The 19,486-nt window shown below is 65.8% G+C and carries 6 protein-coding genes; 2 read left to right on the top strand and 4 right to left on the bottom strand.

What is annotated here, in order from left to right:
* Positions 1 to 103: 103 nt before the first annotated feature.
* Positions 104 to 1,459 carry a methyl-accepting chemotaxis protein gene (locus tag TU75_RS00455; protein WP_060547899.1) on the top strand — a complete coding sequence of 452 codons (1,356 nt, stop codon included), beginning with the start codon at positions 104 to 106 and terminating at the stop codon, positions 1,457 to 1,459.
* A gap of 22 nt (positions 1,460 to 1,481) precedes the next feature.
* Here TU75_RS00455 and TU75_RS00450 read toward each other — a convergent pair whose 3' ends face one another.
* Positions 1,482 to 3,185: an ABC transporter ATP-binding protein/permease gene (locus tag TU75_RS00450; protein ID WP_060547898.1), complete on the bottom strand. Its 1,704-nt coding sequence runs from the start codon at positions 3,183 to 3,185 to the stop codon at positions 1,482 to 1,484.
* A gap of 226 nt (positions 3,186 to 3,411) precedes the next feature.
* On the opposite strand from TU75_RS00450, the gene fhuF reads away from it, so the two are divergent.
* Positions 3,412 to 4,068: a siderophore-iron reductase FhuF gene (gene fhuF, locus TU75_RS00445; RefSeq protein WP_003230609.1), complete on the top strand. Its 657-nt coding sequence runs from the start codon at positions 3,412 to 3,414 to the stop codon at positions 4,066 to 4,068.
* On the opposite strand, the gene TU75_RS00440 is transcribed toward fhuF, so the two are convergent.
* Genes TU75_RS00440 through TU75_RS00430 form a run of 3 tightly spaced genes read right to left on the bottom strand, consistent with a single transcriptional unit; the run spans position 4,059 to position 19,462 of the window.
* Positions 4,059 to 5,699 carry a cyclic peptide export ABC transporter gene (locus tag TU75_RS00440; protein ID WP_060547897.1) on the bottom strand — a complete coding sequence of 547 codons (1,641 nt, stop codon included), beginning with the start codon at positions 5,697 to 5,699 and terminating at the stop codon, positions 4,059 to 4,061. The two genes, fhuF and TU75_RS00440, sit on opposite strands and share 10 nt — an antisense overlap.
* A complete protein-coding gene (locus tag TU75_RS00435) occupies positions 5,700 to 9,425 on the bottom strand; it encodes a non-ribosomal peptide synthetase (protein ID WP_060547896.1) in 3,726 nt (1,241 codons plus the stop codon).
* Positions 9,422 to 19,462: a non-ribosomal peptide synthetase gene (locus tag TU75_RS00430; protein WP_060547895.1), complete on the bottom strand. Its 10,041-nt coding sequence runs from the start codon at positions 19,460 to 19,462 to the stop codon at positions 9,422 to 9,424. Before TU75_RS00430 ends, TU75_RS00435 begins: the two co-directional genes overlap by 4 nt.
* Positions 19,463 to 19,486: the final 24 nt, after the last annotated feature.

The raw sequence follows: 19,486 nt of genomic DNA, 5'->3' as shown, positions 1-19,486 counted from the left end.
AATTTGACGTCAATAAATAAACATTTTTGCCGCTTAAAGTCCCGTATTCCGCGGCCGATAGCGGCATTGATATAACTGATTATCCGCGCGCTGAGGGCACGTCATGTTCAACAAATCACTCAAGACAGAACTGGCGGCCAGGACGGCCGAAGTCACCGAGTACAAAGGACTGATTGCTGCGCTCGAACGCTCCATGGCCGTGGTCGAATTCGACCTCAACGGCAAGGTGCTGCGCGCCAACGACAACTTCCTCAAGACGCTGGGTTACAGCGCTGCGCAACTGGCCGGCAAGACTCACCGTGATTTCTGCCTGCCGGCGCTCACCGGCAGCCCGGCCTATGCCACGTTCTGGCAAGACCTCAGGGCCGGCAAGTTCGTGTCGGGCACCTTCAAGCGCATGGATGCCAACGGCAAGGTGATCTGGCTGGAGGCGAGCTACAACCCGGTGCTGGATGAACGCGGCCAAGTGCTCAAAGTGGTCAAGTACGCCCTGGACGTCACCGCCAATGTCGAGCAGGAAGCCGCCACCCGCAGCAAACTGGTGGCGCTGGACCGCGCCATGGCGGTGATCGAGTTCGACCTCAGCGGGCAGGTGCTGGACGCCAACCCGAACTTTCTCAACGTGATGGGCTACTCACTGACCGAGCTCAAGGGCAAGCACCACCGCCTGTTCTGCGAGCCGGCGTTGATCAACAGCAACGAGTACACCGACTTTTGGCGCCGCTTGAACAACGGCGAGTTCTTCACCGGGCAATTCAAGCGACTGGGCAAACATGGCCGCGTCGTCTGGCTGGAAGCCAGCTACAACCCGGTATTCGACAGCGACGGCAAACTGATCAAGATCGTCAAGTTCGCCAGTGACATCACCGAGCGCGTGGAGAAGTTCGAGGAAGACTCTCGCGGCGCCTCCCGGGCCTACCACATCTCGTCCGAAACCGAACGCTTCGCCGAGCACGGCACCCAGGTGATTCACGACACCGCCACGGAAATGCGGCGGATCGCCGAAAACATCGGCGCCTCCGCCAAGCTGGTGGGGCAGTTGGGCGAGCGCTCCGAGCAGATCACCGCCATCGTCAACACCATTCGCGGGATTGCCGACCAGACCAACCTGCTGGCGCTCAACGCGGCCATCGAGGCTGCAAGGGCGGGCGACCAGGGTCGTGGGTTCGCAGTGGTGGCCGACGAGGTCCGGCAACTGGCCGGGCGCACCAGCCGTTCCACCGCCGAAATTGCCGAGATGATCGGCATGATCCTCTCGGAAACCCGCGACGCAGTCTCCAGCATGAATTCCACTCAGGAAGGCGCGCAACGCGGCGTCAACCTGGCCGACCAGGCCGGCTCGGTGATCCTGCAGATCCGCACCAGCACCAGCGACGCGGTGCAGGCGGTGAGCATGTTTGCCTCGAAACTGGATGAGTCGGAAGTGATTCCGAAGACCGCCGTTGGCTGGATGGGCTGACACCATGCGCCAGTGAGGTCGTCTATACCGGCTGCCTCACCGCACGGCGCACCCAGTCCACCTCGTCACGCAGCTCCAGCACCTGCCCATGAAACCGCTCCAGTGCGGCATTGTGGCCAACGCTGACGAGGATGGTCTGTGGCAGCGTGTCCTTGAGCAACTGGTAGCAACGCGCTTCGTTGGCCGCGTCCATCGCCGCGCTGCTCTCGTCGAGAAACAGCACCGCCGGGCGCGCCAGCAGCGCACGCACAAAGGCGCAGCGCTGTTGCTCGCCGATGCTCAGGGTCTGTGCCCAGTCGCGTTCCTCGTCCAGTTGCGCCCCCAGGTGCGCCAGGCCAAGCTGGTCCAGCAGCCGCTGTACCACCGCGTCCTGCCCGGCAGGCGCGGGGTTGGGGTACCAGAGGGTTTCGCGCAGGCTGCCCAGGGGCAGATAGTTTTTTTGCGAAAGGGTGAGGGCGCGCTCACGGTCATAGGCGACCGACCCCGAGGCATGGTGCCAGAGCCCGGTAAGGGCGCGAATCAGGGTGGACTTGCCATACCCCGACGGCGCGCGGATCAGCAGGCTCTCGCCAGGCTTTAGCGCAAGGTTGAAGCCGCTGAACAGGCGGCGGCCGTCCGGCAGCCAGATGTCCAGGTTGCGCACGTGCAAGCCGTCACGCTGTTGCGTCAGCACCACAGCAGAATCGACCTTGACGTTGTCCAGACGCTTCTGGAACCCATGCAGCCGGTCGATCACCGACTTCCATTCGGCCAACTCCGGGAACACGCCCACCAGGTAAGCCACGGCCGCATGCACTTCGCCAAAGGCGGCACTGATCTGGGTCAGACGGCCGAGGGTGAAGACCCCGGCAAAAAACTGCGGCGCCATGATAAACATCGGAATCACCGTGGCGCTGCGCAGGTAGAACGTCGAATAACCCATGATCAGCTTCTGCTTTTTCACCAGCACCCAGAAGTTCTGCAGCGCGGCCTCCAGGCGCTGATTGAAGCGCTGGTTTTCCACCGCCTCGCCACGGTATTGCGCCACCGAATCGGCGTTTTCGCGCAGGCGCATCAACGAAAAACGAAAATCGGCCTCGCGCCGTTGTTGCATGAAATTCAGGTGCGGCAGGGCGCGACCGAGCCAGAAGGCGAAACCGGTGCCGGCCAGCGCATACACCAGCGCCACCCACACCAACAGCCCGGGGATCACCAGGCCGCCATCGCCCAGCGGAATGCGGATCAGGTCCGAGGCCTGCCAGAGGATATTGAGGAACGAAAACAGCGACACCACCGCCGTCAGCAGACCCAGGCTGAGCTTGAGCGACTTGATGATGAACAGGTCGATGTCTTCGGCGATGCGCTGGTCGGGGTTGTCGACCTCGGTTTCGCTCATTTTCAGTTTCTGGTAGCGCTGGCTGCCCAGCCATTGATCGAGCATGTTGCGCGTGGCCCAGCGTCGCCACACGATGGTCAGCTTCTGCTGGAAGTGAAACGCGCCCACGGTGAATACGGCGAGGCCCACCTGCAGCAGGATGAACTGCCCCGTACCGAGCATGAAGCCCGGGTAATCCTTGGCCTGCAGTGCGTTATAAAAATGCAGGTTCCAGAAGTTGTTGAGAATATTGACGCCCACCAGGCACAGGTTCATCAGCACCGTGCCCAGCAGCAACAACAGGGCCGGGTATTTCTGTTCCGAGGTCCAGAAGGGCCGTGCCAGGCGCCAGAAATTGCGAAGTGTATGCATGAGGGCTGAAGATGTCCGGTCGTTGGCGACGTTGAGTTTGCAGGGGAGGGAGGATAGGATCCGCCAATGCTAATCGCTTGCATTCATAAGGGAAAGCCACAGGAGCATCGGTATCGAATTTCCAGAATGGCTCAAGCAGGCCTGGCCGCCAATCCAGCGGGTCATCCAGCTTGATGCGAACGACCAGCCTTTTCTCGCACTGAGCCGCGTCGCCGAGCCGGCGCTGTTGCGGCCGGTGCTGGCCGAGTTTGCCTTGCGCTACCCGGGCGTCAACAACGCGGCGGTGGTGTCGCAGTGGTCGATGAACTACATGAGCATCGTGGTGCCGGCCACCCTGGCCTGCGTGCTCACCCGCGATCAGGCCATCGACTTCTGGCGCGACGACAGTGTGCTGCGCCTGGACGCCGGTCAGCCGCTGGCGTTGCATTTTGCCGGGCCCTTGCCAGCCCTTGCCGCCGCCGAGCGGGCCGACTACTTTTCGCGCTGGGTGCACGAGCACCTCGCGCCCTTGTTCGCCACCCTGGCGCTGGCCGGGGGGCTGGCGCCGAAGATTCTGTGGGGCAATTTTGTCGCGATCTGGGACGGTGCGTTCGCGCGGCTCGACCCGGATCTGTCCCGCCCGGGCTTTGCCGAAGCGCACCGCTGGCTGGAGCCGGTCACCGTCAACCAAGGCCGCCTGAAATTGCGCGGCCTGCAACGCCAAGTGGCGTCGCCCGCCCCCGAGATTTGCCCGCAACTGCCGCTGCGCCGGCATTGCTGCCTGCACTACCAGCTCCACCCGCTGGTGGAAGGTGAACCGCTGGTACTTTGCGAGTCCTGCCCCAAACTGCACCGCCTGCCGCTGGCCGAGCAGGTCAGTTACCTGCACTCGCTCTACGACTGAGCTTCCAGCGCCACGCCGGCTGCCAGCGGCGCCTCACTCAGGCGCCCATGCTCGATACGCAGCAGGCGGTCGGCCAGGCCGAAATACGCGTCGTCATGGGAAATCACGATCACCAGTTTGCCGCGCGCGCGCAGGTCGGCCAGGATCCGCGTGTAGAAAAAGTGCTTGAACACCGGATCCTGATCCGCCGCCCACTCATCGAACAGGTAGCACGGCCGGTCATCCAGGTAGGCACTGAGCAACGCCAGGCGTTTGCGTTGCCCGGTGGACAGCGCCAGCGTGGTCAGGCGGCCCTGTTCGATCTGCACCTTGTGATCCAGTTGCAGGTGCACCAGGTAGTCCTGCGCCTGCTGCACCAGCTTCGGGTTGTCGCCGTCGAACAGGTTTTCGAACAGGCAGAAGTCGGTGAAGATCGCCGAGAAGTGCTGGCGGAAATGGTGGTTGTCAGCGCTGGAAGACACTTGCTCGTCAAGCATCACGTCACCGCCCTCCGGGCGATACAGGCCGGTCAGCAGCAGCGCCAGGGTGGTCTTGCCGCTGCCATTGCCGCCGGCGATGAACACCACTTCACCGGCTTTCAAGGTGACGCTGATCGGCCCCAGGGTGAAATGCCCGTCCTCGCGCTCGCGGTAGTAGGTGTGGGTGACGTCACGGCACACCAGGCTGCGTACCTGCGTCGGCGCGAAGGTTTCCAGGGTCTCGTCGGCGCTGTGCATCTGGCCTTCCAGCGCGCGGATCTTGTTCAGCGCGACGCTGGCGCGGCCCAGGGTCGGCACCGCGTGCATCAGTTCCGAGAGCGGCGTGATCATGTACAGGATCGCGAGGATATAGCCCGTCACCAGGCTCACGCTGAGGTCGATAAAGCGCGGCGCCACGAACAGCACCACGCCGATCAGCAGATAAAACACCGCGTTGCCCCAGTTGAGCACCACCGCGTAAATGCTCATGCCACGCACGAAGTCCCGTCGGTATTGCTGACTGGTCGGCAGCAGCAGCCTGCTGAAAAAGTGCTGGCGGCGCGGGTGGTTCAGTTGCAGCTCCTTGCTGCCGTCGGTGAGCAGGCGATAGTGGTCGAACAACTGATCCTTGAGTTCGCGCGCGCGCGCGATCGACGTCAGTGCCTTGCGCTGCGGCCAGTTGAAACTCAGGCTGCCGAGCACGATCAGCAACACCGTGAGGCCCAGCAACGGCAGGCTCAGCCAACCCAGGTAACCGAGGCAGGCGAGGATGATCCCGCCGTTGACCAGCAGCACCGGCACCAGCTCCACCGCCTGGCTGATGGTTTGCGTGTCGTCGGTCAACACCGCCAGCAGTCGGTGCTTGCCCAGGCGCTGCAATTGCGCGTAGGGCGTGTCGATCAGTTTGGCGCTCAGGTGCAGGCGCATATCGTTGACCGCCGCCTGGCCCAGGCGCAGCAGGCTGATGTCGGAAATGATCCGTGACACCGCCACCAGCAGCACCAGCGCGCCGAAGTACAGGCCGTCAATCGGGCGCAGTTGGTCGAACACCGTGAGGCTGTGGTTGATCATCGCGATCAACCCGGCCGCCGCGAGCCCACAGGCCAACCCGGTGAGTGTCGCCACCAGCAGGGCGCGCCACGAGCGCTTGGCCATGAGTATCAGCAAATCCATTCAAACTGCTCCGTCTGTCGCCAGGGCCGCAAGGCCGGCCGCCAGCTGTTGATGCACCGAGGGTTGCGCAAGGATGTTCAAGTGCTGCGCTTGCACCACCTCACAGGTGTAAGCACCGCTGCTCAACTGTTGCCACTGCGGGTCGGCAAAATCCGCCTCGTCCAGCGTGGCGTCCGCCCACCATACCTGCACCGGGCAGCTCAGCCGTGGCGGCTGGAAGCTGGCGAGCAACTGCCGGGTCTGCTGCTGATGGCCAAGCCGCGTGTGCAGGTGTTCCCAGCTGTCGCCATCGAGCTGCAGGCCTTGCTGCTGCGCCCATTGCGCCAGGGCAGGCAAGCGCTGCGCGGCGGGCAGGGCAGCCAGTTGCGCGGTCAACTCGGCCATCGCCTGCGCCGGTAAACCGCGCAGCACCGCCTGACTGTTTGCCGTGAGCGCCTGCGCGGCGTCGGCCAGCAAGGTCTCGACGCTGTCTTCGTCGGCGCTGCGCGCGTATTGCGAGTCGAGGATGCCGAGAAACGTCACCTGTTCACCGCAGCGCTCCAACTGCGCCGCAGCGGTGATCGCCAGCAGACCACCGAGGGAAAAGCCCAGCAAGTGATAAGGGCCGTGCGGCTGTTGAGCACGCAGGTGCTCGACATAGCGCGCCGCGAGCCCGTCGATATCGCCGTCGCCCACCGTGTCGTCATCACCCAGTTTTTGCAACCCCCACAGTTGCCAGTGCGGCAGATGGGGCAGCAGTGGGCGGTAATCCTGCACATGCCCGGTGGAAGGGTGAAAGCAGAACAGATTCGCCCCTGCGCCCGGCGCCGACAGCCGCACCAGTGGCGACAGCTTGAATTCGGCCTGCACCAGCGCAGCAAAGGCCGCCACGCTCGGCGCATTGAATACTGCGTTCACCGTGACCGGCGCCGCCAGCACGGTCTGCAGGCGGCTGGCCAGGCTCACCGCCGCCAGCGAATGCCCGCCCAGGGCAAAGAAATCATCCTCGATGCCCACCCGTTCCAGGCCCAGCACCTGCGCCCAGGTCTGGGCCAGCAGCGCCTCCAGCGGTGTGCGCGGCAACGCGCCACCGACGCCGCCCTGCACCTGGTCAGCCCATTGTTGCAGGGTCTTGCGGTCGAGCTTGCCGTTGCCCATCAGCGGCAATGCCTCGACGATGCGCAGGCCCGGCAGCATGTAATCCGGCAGGCGATCCTGGGCCTGACCGTGCAGTTGCGCCACGCTCATAGACTGTCCGGGCGCCAGGGTCACGAAGGCAAACAGTTGCTGGCCCAGTTCACCCTTGGGCAGGCACTCCACCGCCGCCTGGGCCACGCCCGGCAGGCCGGCGAGCTGCGCCTGGATCTCGTCAAGCTCGATGCGAAAGCCGCGCACCTTGACCTGGCGATCGCTCCGGCCGGTGATGTCCAGGCTGGCGTCGTGGCGATAGCGAGCACGGTCACCGGTGCGGTACAGCCGCTCGCCGTCGCGCTCGATAAAACGTTCGGCGGTGTGTGGCGTGTCCAGGTAGCCGCGCGCCAGTTGCGGCCCGGCGATATACAGCTCGGCATGCTGCCCCGGCGTCGCCAGCCGCTGCTGTTCATCCAGCAGGTACAGACGCATGCCGTCGAGCCGATCATCCAGGGGCAGACGCCGGTAGTCACAGGCCGGGTCGAGCCTGTGCATGGCAACGCCCACGGTGGTTTCCGTCGGCCCGTAGTGATTGAACAGCGTCAGCCCCGGGGCGAACTGGCGGATCGACTGCAGCAGGCGCTGCGAACAGCTCTCGCCGCCAAGGATCAATTGCCTGCGTGGCAGCACGGCGGCGCTTTGCGCGTGCATCAGCCAGGCATCGAGCAGCGACGGCACGATTTTCAGATGGTCGACCGGGTAGTGCGCCTGCCAGGCGGCCCAGGCCTGGGCGTCCATCGCGGTGGTCTTGTCCAGCAGGTGCAGTTCGCCGCCGCTGAGCAAGGCGGGAAACAGCAGGGTGTAACCCAGGTCGGCGGCCAGGGAGGTGACCACGGCGCTGCGCTCACCGGCTTGCAGCTGCAGGCGCGTGGACACGCTGGACACATAGCTGGCCAGTTGCGCGTGTTCGACGATCACGCCCTTGGGTACGCCGGTACTGCCCGAGGTGAACAGCACATAGGCCGCATCCGAGGGCAGCACGTCATCGCCCAGGTCGGTCATGGGCGCCTGTTGCCACAGGGCGGTGTCGCGCAGATCGAGGCTGCCCATCGACGCCAGCAGCGGCGCGCCGCCAGCGGCCCCGGTCAGCACAAAGCGCGGCTGCGCCTGTTGCAGGATCGCCAGGGAGCGTTGCGCAGGCTGGTGCACGTCCAGCGGCACAAAGGCCGCGCCGCTCTTGAGCACGGCAAGCATGGCGAGCACCATCGGCGCCGGGCGGTCCAGGTACAGCGCCACGCGGTCCTCACGACCGATGCCCTGGCCGCGCAGGTAATGCGCCAGTTGATTACTGCGCGCATGCAGTTCGGCGTAGCTCAGGTGCTGGTTTGAATCGCGCAGGGCCAGGTGTTCGGCAAAACCCGGGGCGCAGGCGTTGAAGCGCGCCGGCACACTGGCGAACGGCGGCGTGACGCCCTGATGGCGGGCCGCGAGTGTCGCCGCAAAACCCGGCGCCGCCAGCGACAGTTCAGCCAGCGGCCTGGCGGGGTGGGCGAGGGCGTCCCGCAGCAGCGATTGCAGTTGTTCCAGCAGGGTTTCAGCGGCCAAGGTGCTGTAACGACTGGCCTGATGGCAGAGCGTCAGGCGGTGATCTTCGGCGATCAGCAGCAGCTCCATGCCGGCCGGGATGGCCGCCACTTCCAGCACCTTGAACGGGCTGGCGCCAGCATCAAGCGCAGGACTCCACTGAAAGCCATAAGGCGATGAGGCATCGGCCGGCGAGTATTCCTGCCATTCGCCCACGTCCTCACACTGTGTTTGCAGCGTTGCCAGGGCCTCGCCGAACGGACGCTCCAGCGCCGCTTGCCACGGCAGCGGCAGCGCCTTGGCGAACAATCCCCAGCAATCGCCCAGCTCTTCATAGTCGTCACGGCAGTCATGCACCCAATTGAGGGTGAGGGCCGGACTGTCCGTGGCGCTCAACCGCTGCAATAGCACGCCCCAGGCGGCCATCAGCAGGTGTTCGGCCGGTGCGGCGTGGGCCTGCAACGCAGCGCTCAACATGGGATCAAGCTTCACGCAGGTGGTCAACGGCGTGTCGGCCCTGTCGTTGCGTGCTTCGCGGTACAACAGTTCGGTGCCGGCCTGTTGACCCACGGCCAGGTCGGCCCAGTACTGGCGTCCCTGCGCTGCATCCTCATCGGCCTGCAGGTCGTGGATCCAGGCGCTGTATTGGGTGTAGGTCATTGCTTCGGCGTCAGCCTGCGGCGGTTGCGCCGCACCCAGCGCCTGCACCAGGCGCAGCAGCGTGCCACGGTCGGCCGCCAGCGCGGGCAACTGCACGGTCACCCGTTGCACCTCGGCGTCCAGCGCCTGCACATCGATGCTCACCACGCTGTCGGCGCCGACGCGTTGCAACGGCACCTGCATGCCCGGCTCAGGCCGGGTGTGCAGGCGCAGTGCGTCATGCACCTGCGCCAGCGCCGCCAGCCGTACACGCAGCTGCGCCAGCGCGGTGGCGCCATGCACTTGCAGCACCAGGCGGGCCGCCGGCGCGTTTGCCAGCCATTGGCTGCGTTGCTGTGGCGACAGGGCGAACGCTGCCTCGTGGTTGCTCATGGCTGTTCCCTCAGTTGTTCGCGGTTCATCATCTGCCCCATGGCCACGCAGATTTTGCGCTCGCCTTCAAACGGGTCGCGGGCATGGGCCACCAGCATATTGTCGAGCATCACCATGTCGCCCTTGTGCCAGGCAAAGCGCACCGCGCAGGCCTCGTAGGCGGCGCCGATCACCTCCATTACCGCGTCTTCGATCACGCTGCCGTCGCCGTAATACACGTTGCGCGGCAAGTTGCCGGCGCCGAACAGGTTGATCAGGTTGCTGCGCACCTCCGGCTCCAGGCAGGCGCTATGGTGCAACTGCACCTGGTTGAAAAACGAGGCCTCGCCGGTGTCCGGGTGCGCCACAATCGCCGGGCACTGCTGGGCGATCTTCAGGTTGTCTGCGCCCAGCCACTCCCACTGCATGCCCGACTGTCGGCACTGACGCTCCACCTCTTCACGCTGCTCGGTCTTGAAGAAGTCCTGCCAGCGCACGTCCAGCTTGTCGGTGAAGTGCCGCACATACAAAAGGCCCAGGGCCTTGAACCGCGCGACGATGTCCGGCGGCAACTGCGCCAGCACCTGGCGGCAGTCGACAATCGGCGTGCAGCCGCCCCGTGGCGCCGGGATCTCGCAGAAGAACCACTGCTTGCGCGGCCATTGCGGCATGTGCGAGCTCTCGTTGTGGAACAGGATCATGTGCTGTTCCGGGTATGGCGTGGAGTGGTAGATATTCTTGCCGGAGGTGTTCTTCGGCAGGTCGCCGTAGGTGCCATACAGGTCCGGCTCGATGGCCTGGGCGAACTGCTCGAAAGCGGCGGCATCCGGCAGGTTGAACCCACGAAACAGCAGGCCGCCGTGGGTGCGCAGCTGCGCATTGATCCACTCGCGCGCCTGCACCGCCCAGTGCACCGGGTCGAGGTCTGCCAGCAAGGGTTCGATCACCAGCGGCAACGGTTGCGCCTCGCCCAGGGTGCGGGTGCGCACCTGTTCGTGGGCCAGTTGGCTGACGGCGGTGGCGCGGGTGTTCTTCAGCTTGCTCATTTTCGACTGCTTGCGCTCGCTGCGCGCCTGCGTCTCATCGATGGCCGCCGGGGCATCCGCGTTCAGGCGCCAGGTCCAGTCCTGCAACGTCAGGCTGTCGAGCAGTTGCGCAAAGCCTTGCTCCAGGCGTTCAACGGTCTGCGCCTGCAGCACGCTGGTGCGATACACCCAGCGCACCTGCAGGCCGCTGTCGTCTTCCTCGACAAACACGGCAAGGTCGAACTTGCTGGTCTGCTGTTGCGGTTCCAGGTGTTCCACCGCCAGGTCCGCCAGGCTGGCGGTGCCCTGCGGCGTGTTCTGCATCACGAACAATACCTGCACCAGCGGGTTCACTCCCGCAATACGCGGCGGTTGCAACGTCTCCACCAGTTTGTCGAACGGCACCTGCTGGTGCTGGAACGCGGCCAGGCAGTCCTCGCGCAGGCGTTGCAGGCGGCTGTCGAAGGTGTCGTTGGCATCAAGCCGTGCACGAATCGGCAGCACGTTGACGAAGAAGCCGATCAGGTTTTCCAGCGCCGTCTGCTCGCGGTTGGCCAGGTCGGTGCCGACGATAAAGTCATGGGCCCCGGTGGCCCGCTGCAGCAGGCTGTTGAGCGCATTGAGCAACAGCATGAACAGCGTCGCCTTGTGTGCCTGGGCATACGCCTTGAGCACCTGGGTCTGGGCCGGGTTGAAATGCTGGGTCAATGACGCGCCCTGATAGTCCGGCTGCGTCGGGCGCGGCGCATCCAGCGACAACGGGATCAGCATCGGCGCGCCGTCGAGCTGGCGCCGCCAATAGTCGATGGCACGCGCCAAGTGGCGTTGTTGCGCTTCGCTGCGTTGCCACTGCGCGTAATCGGCGTACTGGATAGGCAGCGCGGCGAGTACCGGGGTGGTGCCGCCGGTATAGGCCTGGTAACCGGTGATCAACTCCTGAATCAGGATGCCCATGGACCAGGCGTCCGTGGCGATATGGTGCAGCACCAGTTGCAGCACATGGTCATCCGCGCCCAGGTGCAGCAACTGCGCGCGCAGCATCGGCGGCTGTTGCAGATCAAACGGCTGGGCGGACTGTTGATCGATCACGGTTTGCAGGGCATCCGCCTGCACCGTGAGCGGCGTGAGGTCGAGCGTCGGCGCCGGATGAATCACCTGGCACGGCTGCTCGCCGTCCAGATGAAAGCTGGTGCGCAGCGACTCGTGCCGTTGCAACACGTGCTGCAACGCCTGCTGCAGGGCGGCGATATCCAGCGCGCCACGCAGGCGCACCACGCTGGACATGTTGTAGGCCGCGTTCGGCCCTTCGAAACGGTCGAGGAACCACAGCCGTTGCTGGGCGTAGGACAACGCCAGCGTGCGGTTTCGGGGCACCGGCACGATCTCGTCCTCGTCGGCCACTTGGGCCTGTTGATCCACCACCTGCGCCAGTTGCTCCAGGGTGCCGCCTTCGAACAGCACGCGCAGCGGCAGGCTGACGTTCAAGCGTCGGCGAATGCGCGAGAGCATTTGCGTGGCCAGCAGCGAGTGGCCGCCAATGGCGAAGAAGTCATCGTGCACGCTGACACTGGGCACGCCGAGAATCGCCTGCCACAACTCGGCCAGGACTTTCTCCGTCGGCGTGCGCGGGGCAATCGACACGCCGTCGGCCGCTGCGGCCTGGGGCATATCCAGCGCGGCGAGAGCCCGGCGGTCGACCTTGCCATTGGCATTCAACGGCAACTGCGCCAGTGCCACCCAGCGCGCCGGCACCATGTAGCTGGCCAGTTGCGTGGCCAAATGGGCGCTCAGCACCGACTGCGCATCGCCGTCGAAGGCGCTGTCGAGCACAGGGAACGCCACCAGTTGCAGGGCGCCACGGGCATCCGGCAGGGCCAGCACTGCGGCGCTCTGCACGGCAGGGTGCTGCATCAGGCGGTTTTCGATCTCGCCCAGTTCGATGCGATGGCCACGAATTTTCACCTGCTGATCGCGTCGTCCCAGGTATTCGATCACGCCATCGGCGCGCAGGCGGCCGATATCGCCGCTGCGGTACAGGCGCGCGCCTGGCTCGAACGGATGATCGACGAAGGCTTCGCGGGTGCGCTGCGGGTCGCGCAGGTAGCCACGGCCCACGCCGACGCCACCGATGCACAGTTCGCCCGGCACGCCGATGGGCACGCTGCGCAGCGCGCTGTCGAGCACAAACACCTGGTTGTTCGCGGTCGGCCGGCCAATCGGCATGTGCAGGCAGTCAGCGTCCGGTGCCTGGGTGATCGGGTAGAACGCCACGTCATCCGAACACTCGGCAGGGCCGTAAGCGTTCATCAACGGGATGGTCGGGAAGCGTGCAAACCAGTCTCTGGCCAACGCTGGCGGCAACGCCTCGCCGGTGGGCAGAAGCCAGCGCAGGGTGGGCAAACGGTGCTCGTCGCGGGCCTCCTGCAACAGGCCGCGAATCAGCGCGGGCACGGTTTCCAGCAGGGTCAGTTGCTGCGTTTGCACCGCCTCGAGCAAGGCCAGCGGGTCATGGGCCTCGGCGTCCGGCAGGATATGCACGGTGGCACCCACCAGCGGCGCGGCGAGGAACTGCCACACGCAAATATCGAAGGCGGCGGAGGCGGTCTGGGCGATGCGGTCGTGTTCGCCCAGGCCCAGGGCCGGTACCTTGCCGAAGATGTTATTGAGCATGCCGCGCTGTTCCACCATCACGCCCTTGGGCGTACCGGTGGAACCGGAGGTGAAAATCACATAGGCCAACTGCTCGGAGTTGTGCGTGTAGGTCACGGCGGGGCGGGCCTCGCCTTGCCACAGTGCCTGCGCGACCAGGCAGGTCGGCTGCTTGAGCAACTGCGGCAGTACGCCCTCCAGCACACCGCTGGCGCTGTCGCACACCAGCAACAGCGGCGCTTCACCCAGGTTCAGCAGCTCGGCCAGGCGTGCGGCCGGCTGCTGGATATCCAGCGCCTGGAACGCGGCACCGGCCTTGAGCGTGCCCAGCATCAGGGTCAGCAAGGTCAGGCCGCGCTCGGCAAACAGTGCCACAAGGGTCTCCGGGCCGGCACCCGCGCTGTGCAGGGCATGGGCGACGGCGTTGGCGCGGCGGTCCAGTTCGGCGTAGGTCAGGGAATCCTGCAGGTGCACGGCGGCGATCTGCTGCGGTCGGCGACGTACCTGCTCGGCGAACAGCGCGGCGTAACCCTGGGTCAGCGGGAAATCCACCGCGCTGCGGTTCCATTCCACCTGCAACTGCTGACGCTCGGCGGGCGCCAGCATGTGCAGGCTGCCCAGCGTTGCCTCGGGAGCCTCAAGCATGCTCGACAGCAATTGCACAAGATGCCCGAGCATGCGCTGCACGCTGTCGGCGCTGAACCGCTGGCTGTCATAGGACAGGCGAATGCCCAGGCGGTCGCCGGGGTACAGCACCACGGTCATCGGGAAGTTGGTGTGTACGCGGTCTTCATAGATGTCGATGCTGAAGGCGTCCAGTTGCACGCTGCTGATGTCCAACGGCGCGTTTTCGAACACCACCAGGCTGTCGAACAGTTGTTGCCCGCGCGGTACGCCGCTGCTGCGCTGGATATCCACCAGCGAGGCACTTTCGTGTTCGCGCAGTCGCGCATTGTGCGACAGCAACGCCTGCAACCAGCCGGCAACCGGTGCTTCGGGGTCGACGTCGAGGCGCAGCGGCAGGCTGTTGATAAACAGGCCAACCATTTCCTCGACCCCGGCAAGCTCGGTCGGGCGACCGGCCACGGTGACGCCGAACAGCACGTCGCGATTGCCGCTGTAGCGCGACAACAGTAAGGCCCAGGCGCCCTGGATCCAGGTGTTGGGCGTCAACTGGTAGTGTTGGCAGAGCTGCTGCAAGCGTTGGGTCTGGCTGATGCTCAGGGTCTGGTCGAGGTCGCCGACCGCCTCCGGCGCCTGCTCCGCGCGGGCGGGGGCACCGTCCAGATGCAACGGCGTCGGCTCGCTGAAACCGGCCAGGTCCGCTTGCCAGAAGGCGTGGGCAGCGGCCATGTCCTGGCGTTCCAGCCAGCTCATATAGCCACGGAACGAACGAAAACGCGGGCGCGCCACCGGTTCCTGATGCACAACCGCCTGATAGATCGCCAGCAGGTCCTCCATCAGCAGGCCGAAGCACCAGGCATCGGTGAGGATATGGTGGAAGCTGCGCACGACGGCGAATCGGCGTTCAGCGAGCTGGAACACGCGCAGGTGGGTCAGCGGCGCAACCGCCATGTCGAAACCTTGCACGCGCTGGGCTTCCAGCGCCTGGTCCATGGCTTTGCGTTGCTGCGCGTCATCCAGATGACGCAGGTCCTGCCAGTCGAATGCCGGCGCGGTGTGGCGGTACACGCATTGCAGCGGCTCGTGGTCGTCCTGCCAGCGGAACGCGGTGCGCATCATTGGGTGGCGGTCGAGAAACACCTGCCAGGCCATTTCCATCGCCGGGCGTTGCAGCACGCCGTCCCAGCTGTAGCGCTGCTGCATCAGATAAATGCCGCTGTGGGGTTGCAGCAGGGTGTGCAGCAGCATGCCCTGTTGCATCGACGACAACGGGTACACGTCTTCCAGGTTCGACCAGTCCAGCGGCTCGGCGGCGAGGGTCGCGGCTTGCCTGTGGCACAGCGGGAAGGCGGCGCTGTCGGGGCGCAGATCCGGCGCGGCCGCCAACGCCGCCAGGCTTGCCAGGCGCTCGGCCAGTTGCAGTGTCCAGTCGGCGGCCAGCGGGCCTTCGCAGCGCAGGTGCAGTTGGCCGTCCTGCCAGTGGGCCTGGATGTGCAAGGCATGGGCCGTGGCAACGGGCAGGTCGGCGGCGGTGACCTGCGCCAGGGCGCCATGGGGTTCGCGGTGGCTGTCGAGGTCGCCGCGCCAGTGGATCGCGATGTCGGCCTTGGGCAAGTCGAGCAACGGTTCCTGCAGGTAGGTGTTGTCCGACAGGTAGCGCAGCACGCCATAGTCGGCGCCGTGTTGCGGGTAGGCACGCAGTTGCGCGGCCACGGCGTGCAGGCGTTGCAGCGCGGTGCCGGCGTCGGTGTGCAGGAACACCGGCACCGGCAGGTCCAGCGCGCCGATGATGCGTTGCGGCTCCAGGTCGGCGAGGGCGATGGGCGACTGCACCGGCAAGCGCTCGGCGGCCGGGCGTGCGGCGTACAGGTCCAGCGCCAGCAGGCCGTGGCCGCACTGTTCGGCCACAGCGGTGGCCAGCAGGCTGTTCCAGTCCAGGTGCAGCACTTCGGTCAGGCGTTTCAAGGCGCCGGAAGTCTCGTCGCTCAGGCTGTGCTCGACTACCTGGCTCGGTTGCCCGCTGGCGGGCAGTTGCAGCGTGTCCATCGCGGCAAATTGCAGCCAGTGTTCCCACGCATCATCGAGGGCATCGCTGTGGGCGTGGTCTTGCTGATGGCGCGCCCAGGGGGTGAAGTTGCCGCCGTGATAGGACAGCCGCACCGGCCGTTGCAGGCGCAACTGGCTCAGCGCCAGGTTGAGGTCGGTGAGCAGCAACGGCCACGAGGCGTCGTCCACGCACAGCGAATGCGCGGCCAGCAGCAGGTGCCCGTCGCCCAGCAGGCTGGCGTGCAGCGTTTGCCCGGCGTGCAGGTCCAGCTCGTCGACAGCGGCCTGGGCCAGGGCCTGCAATTGGTGTGGCATGTATTCGCCGCTGCTGATCGCGGCCGCCTTGGGCGCGGCCAGCACGCGCTGTTGCCAGTCCGCGTCGAACCCCAGGCGCAGGGCCTGATGATGGTGCTGCAAGGCGGCAAGGGCCTGGCCGAGCAACCCGCTGTCCAGCGGCTGCGCGAGGGCCACGCAACGCCAGGTGGCGGTCAGCGGGCCTTGTTCCAGACGCGCGCGCTGGCCGGCACCAAGCGGCAACCCATAACCTTCGGCTTGCTGCTGCGCCACCGCCTGGCTCGCATCGGCGCCGAGCACGCGGGCGATATCGGCGACGGTGCGGTTCTCGAACAGTTGCCGTGGGGTGAGCTTGAGCCCTTGCTGGTTGGCCCGCGCGATGATTTGCAGGTTCAGAATCGAATCGCCACCGATGGCGAAGAAATTGTCGTTGACGCCAACCTGTTCGCGCTTGAGCACGTCCTGCCAGATCGCCGCCAGCAGGCGTTCGACGTCGTTGCGCGGGGCCACATAATCGGCGCTGTCGTCGCGGGTGGCGTGGGGCAACGGCAGGTGTTGCACATCGACCTTGCCGTTGCGGGTCAGGGGCAGTTCATCCAGGGTGATGAAGTGCGCCGGCACCATGTAGTCCGGCACGCGGCTGCCCAGGTCGTTGCGCAGCTTGAGCGCCGACAGTGACTGACTGGCCACCAGATAGGCGACCAGACGCAGGCTGCCCTCCAGCTCGAGTGCGCGCACCACCACCTGTTCGATCAGCGGCGACAGGCGGCGGATCTGCGCTTCAACTTCGCCCAATTCCAGGCGATTACCACGAATCTTCACCTGGCTGTCGACGCGGCCGAGGAACGCCAGTTGCCCGTCCACCAGCCAGCGCACGCGGTCACCCGTGCGGTACCAGCGCTGTTGCCGCTCATCCAACTGGAAGCGTTCCGCCGTCAGGTCGTCGCGGTGCAGGTAGCCACGGGCCAGAGCGCCGCTGATCAGCAGCTCGCCGCTGATGCCGGTGGCCACGTCGCGATCCTGGGCGTCGACTACGCGCAGTTGGCGGTTCGGCAGCGGCCGGCCAAGGGCAATGCGGGGCTGGCCCGCTGTGAGTTCGGTGGCAATCGCGCCCACCGTCGCCTCGCTCGGCCCATAGTGGTTGAACACCCGCAGGCCGGGCGCCAGCGTGTTTACCTGAGCCAGCAGCGCCGGGCTCAGGGCGTCGCCGCCAAACACCAGCAGGGCCGTGGGCAGTAACCGCGCATCCGGCAGGGCCTGCAACAGGCCGCTGAGGTGGCTCGGGGTGATTTTCAGCACGTCCACCGGGAACTCGCTGAACAACTGCGCCAGGGCCAGCGGGCTGAAGGCGCTCTCGTCATCCACCAGCAACAGGCTGGCGCCGCTGCACAGCGCGCCGAACAGCTGGGTGTGGCCCAAATCAGCGGCGATGCTCGACAACAGGCCATAACGCGCGGCGGCGGGCGGCTGCAGCACGCTGTGCACCGCGCTCAGGTAATCGACGATGGCGCGGTGTTCGACCACCACGCCCTTCGGCGTGCCGGTGGAGCCGGAGGTGTAGATCACGTAGGCCGCGTCATCCAGGCTGTGTTCGACCACCGGCGCGGTGGCGGGCCGGGCGGCAATCGCTGCGGCCTGGGCGTCCAGGCACAGCAACGGCGTGTATTCACCCAGGCGTGTCAGCAGGGGCGTCGCCGTGGCGCCGATCAACAGCGCGGCGCGGCTGTCCTGCAGCACGTCGGCCAGGCGTCCGACGGGTTGTTTGAGGTCCAGCGGCAGGTAGGCGGCGCCGGCCTTGAGGGTGGCGAGCAGGGCGATCACAAAATCGGCACTGCGCTCCAGGCCCAGCGCCACCTGGCTGTGCCGGCCGATGCCCTGGGCACACAGGTGCTGGCTGAGGCGATTGGCGCGCTGGTCGAGTTCGCCGTAACTCAGTACACCGTCGCGGTCGCGCAGCGCCGATTGCTCCGGTGCAGCGGCGACCTGTTGCTCAAAGCGCTGATGCAGGCCCAGGTGCGGCACCGCGAGCGCCGCACCGCGACCGAGTGCTTGCAACTGCTCGCGCTCCTGCGCGCCCAGCCAGTCGAGATCCGCAATCCGGCACTGCGGCTGCGCGGCCATGGCCAGCAGCACCGTGCGCAATTGCGCCGACAGCAGGGCGATTTCCTCGTCGCTGAAACGGCTGCGGTTGTAGCTGAACAGGTAATGCAGCTGCTCGCCCGGCACCACGATCAGCGACAACGGGAAATGGTTGCGCCCCTGGGTCAGGGTCAGGCCATCGCTTGAGTGCTCGCGGTTCGGGTCGGCGAAGCTCAGGCCGCCGGCGTCCTGGTTGAGCGCATCGGTGACCGGGAAGTTTTCGAACACCAGGATCGAGTCGAACAGCGCCTGCTCGGCCGCGATGCTGCTCATCGACTTGAGCTTGCCCAGCGGCAGATACGCGTGGTGGCGCAGGTCGCTGTTGGCTTGCTGCAACTGTTGCAGCCAGTCCACCAGCGCCGGCCCTTCGGACCACTGCACGCGCAGGGGCAGGGTGTTGATGAACAGGCCGACGGTGCTGTCGATGGCAGCCAGGTTTTCCGGGCGACCGGCCACGGTGACACCGTAGATCACGTCATCGCGCCCGGCGTGTTGGCCCAGCAGCAGCGCCCAGGCGCCCTGGATCAGGGTGTTGAGGGTCAGGTGATGGCGACGGGCGAACTGCGCCAGTTGTTCGGTTTCCTCGATGCTCAGGCGGTGTTCGCGTTCGGCGCAGGGTGCGTCGGCAGGCGCTGTCAGGCGCAGGCCGAAGTCGGGCAGCGGGGTGGGTTCGCTGACATCCTGCAACTGCCCGCGCCAGAAACTTTCGGTGGCGGCCATGTCCTGCTCGGCCAGCCAGGCAATGTAGTCGCGGTAGGCGCGCGTCGGCGGCAGATTGGCCGGACGACCATGGGCGTGCTCGTAGTAGAGCGCCAGCCATTCCTGGATCGCGATGCCCACGCTCCAGCCGTCCATGATGATGTGATGAAAGGTCCAGATCAGGTGCCAGCGCTGCGGTTCGAGGCGCACCAGGGCCACGCGCATCAGCGGCGCGTCGTTCAGTTCCAGCGGTTCGGCGCGTTGGTCGAGGGCCAGTTGCTGCAGCGCGGTGTCGCTGTCGCTGTGGCCCTGCCAGTCGAGTTCGCTCAAGGGCAGGTTCAGTTCGGACTGCACCACTTGATAAGCATCGTCGAGGTCTTCCCACAGAAACGCGCTGCGCAATACCGCGTGGCGTTGCATCAGGGCCTGCCAGGCGGCGCGAAACGCTGGCAGTTGCAGCGGGCCGTTCATCTCCAGGCTCAGTTGCTGGTAGTACACCCGCGAATCGGGCTCGACCACGCTGTGAAACAGCAAACCGTGCTGGGTCGGCGACAGGGAGTAGATGTCTTCGATGTTGTTCATGGTTGTGCGATCCATTTCAAATGC

The sequence above is a fragment of the Pseudomonas poae genome, assembly GCF_001439785.1.
Classification (GTDB): domain Bacteria; phylum Pseudomonadota; class Gammaproteobacteria; order Pseudomonadales; family Pseudomonadaceae; genus Aquipseudomonas; species Aquipseudomonas poae.
Note: the sequence above shows the minus strand (reverse complement) of the source record. Positions and strands in the feature narration are given on the sequence as shown.